The 2,739-nt window shown below is 37.8% G+C and carries 3 protein-coding genes; all 3 read right to left on the minus strand.

Translation table 11 applies throughout. From position 1 onward, the window contains the following. Window positions 1–851: 851 nt before the first annotated feature. Window positions 852–1,907 carry a DNA-methyltransferase gene (locus PVK71_RS20165; protein ID WP_274421107.1) on the minus strand — a complete coding sequence of 352 codons (1,056 nt, stop codon included), beginning with the start codon at window positions 1,905–1,907 and terminating at the stop codon, window positions 852–854. 177 nt (window positions 1,908–2,084) lie between these two features. After that, entirely contained in the window at window positions 2,085–2,276 is a 192-nt protein-coding gene (locus PVK71_RS20170; protein ID WP_274421108.1) for a hypothetical protein, read from the minus strand. A gap of 182 nt (window positions 2,277–2,458) precedes the next feature. Beyond that, the coding region (locus tag PVK71_RS20175; protein ID WP_274421109.1) for a hypothetical protein at window positions 2,459–2,739 on the minus strand (281 nt) is incomplete at its 5' end.

Consider the following 2,739-nt stretch of genomic DNA (forward strand, 5'->3'; position numbering starts at 1 on the left):
AATACTAACTGATAACGAATTTTGTTCATAGAAATAATCATGCCTCATATTTATTAAGAATGAACTATCTGGTCGGGCTGGTTTTTTTTTGATTCTTCTATAAAATTGTTTAAAAGTATGCCGGAGTATTTACCTCCTGAAAAAGACATATAGAAATACTCAAGTGCATCTAAAATTATATTGATACGATCCCTAATTGATATATTTATATCAAATGCTAGATTAACCCTCATAATGAAACTCTTTTAATTAGAATGATAGTTATTAATAAATATAAAGTTAAAACAGATAAGAAGTAAAATGAAAAAATTATTATTAATCATAATGATTTTTAATGGTAAATTTTACCGTGTTAATTTAGATCGTAAACTCTAAATTAACACGGTAATTGTTAATGGATAAGCATTCCATTAATAAAATAACGTAAATAATTTTCAAAATGAGATTAAGTAAATATAGTGCATGATATTTCACTTTAATGTCATGGTAATGTTAAATTAAAAACGGTTTGACTAATTATTATTACATGTTTTTTTATTAATTCTTCTAATTAAGAGATATATTTTTATCTATAAATCAATGGTTAAATGTTGAATATGATGTAAATTAAGATGAGAGTGTTAAATTGAGGGGCTATAGTAAATCTGGTGTACAGAGATCATTGCTTCAACCTGATGATGAGTCTCGATTTCTTTTATCCCATCGATAAAACGAACATTTTTACAACTTTAAAACGTCCGCTAAGAGCTTAAAGCCTCTTAAACGACGCTACTCCATCTCCGTGTTTCTCATCAATTTATAAGCCAGTTTTCAGAATTAAAGGGGGTTCTATAGGGAAGCCTTACTCTAATTTATTCTGTTAGCTCAGTAAATTCACTTACCGTTTTTGTATAAGTATCTTCTTCCATCTCAATCCCAATGAATTGTCGGTTTAACGTTAGGCACGCCTTACCTGTTGAACCTGAGCCCATAAACGCATCAAGTACCACCGCATTTTCTCGACTGCTACTTTCAATGATGTGCTCGAGTAAATCCGCAGGCTTTTCGCAGGGATGTTTTCCTGGATAATATTGCACCGGCGCGAACGTCCACACATCAGTATAAGGTACTTCCGCTGTCACGTTAAATGGTCGTCTTAGCGTTTCATATTCCGCCTTTAGTTCGTCATACTCTTTGACAAGGTTTCCATACTCACTGTGCAATACTTGGTATTCATTGGTGAGTTCAGAGTGCGTTTTGGATAGCTGACCACTCTTTGATGCAAACAATTCTTGCAGTTGTCTATATTGCGCTTCCGTTGGCAGTTTCCATTGACTCGATGAGAACCAATGCGAGCACATTTGCGTGCCGGTGGCTTGGTTGATTTCTTTTGTTGAAATATTGAGTGCATCTTTCGCGTTCTTGAAGTAATCCATTAACGGTTTAAAGACGGTCTTCTTTAATTCGGTACATTTAGTCGCGTACTGACTGCATCCTTTCGCAAACCCTTCTGACTCATAATGGCCCGCAAAGATAATGCGTTCAGTTGCCGGAAAGAAAGAGCGTAAGTGGGGTTTGTGCGTTCGTTTCCACACGCCAGAGGGTTTTGCCCACACAATATGATTAAACACATCAAACCGTGCACGGATAAGCAATTCCGTATCAGCCGCTAACTTTGAACCACAGAACAGGTATAAATTGCCTGAGGGTTTCAATACGCGCCAGAGCTCAACCGACACCTCATCAAGCCACGCAAGAAAAGTTTCGATGTTTGGCCACTGGTTATCCCATGCGTTTTTCTTTACTTGAAAATAAGGTGGGTCAGTTAAAATTAAATTTATTGAGTTATCAGGCAAGGTTTTAAGATAGTTAAGACAATCAGCATGAATAAGTTGCAGCTGTCCGTTGTGCAGGGTAGTTGTGTGCATTTTATACTCCAATAAAATAGAGCCTTGAATGCAAAGAAGCACAGCCACAGGAAGTGGCTGTGTAGGTTGATATGCTTCCTCTCCAAATCGTCATTTGGGTCTCAGGTACTCAAGGCATAAAAACTGAGGGTATTATATCAATGTTAGTTCGCGCTGTATATTTATACAGTTAAATTTTCATGTTCGAGTGTATTCGCCATTATCTAACTGGTGAAGATAACCAAAAAAGATCAGTTGCTCAAAGATGAGAGCAATGTGCTCGTGACTTTGGTTTGGAATGATAATATTTTTAGGGGCTATCGGGTAACGTGATGCCACTGACATAATGTGTTCAACAATGGCTTCTTGGCCTTCTTTAATCGAGATCATGACGTTTGCCTTGCTAATTGAGGGTGTAAGAACAGTAGCTCTGCACACCAATAGCAGCGAGGGGTGTTTTTTCAATAAGAGACATTGAGTGCACTCTTTAATATTGCCTAAAAATAAGACTCGCCTTTTGTTTTACCCTAGGGTCAGCTTGTTTTATTGACAGTGAATACTTCCGGTTACCATTAATAACTCAAGGCCATATTGCCCAGATCTACACTCAAATCCAGTCCTTTATCGTGGGCAACGCTATCTATCGTGACGGGTTTTTCTGATTTAATTGTTAATGCCACTTGCGCCTGATTTTTGACCACCTGAGTGGTCAGCGGTGCTATTTTTTGTGCTTGAATGGCCCTTTGATTTTCTCGGTCGGTCACGTTGGTATTCGCGTGCGCGGCATTCTCTCGCTTGTTGACCGTGTCATTGGTGGAGATCCCAAGCGCGAGATTTTTATCTTTCAGATCGT

Origin of the sequence: Aliivibrio sp. S4MY1, assembly GCF_028765545.1 — a bacterium.
Taxonomy (GTDB): domain Bacteria; phylum Pseudomonadota; class Gammaproteobacteria; order Enterobacterales; family Vibrionaceae; genus Aliivibrio.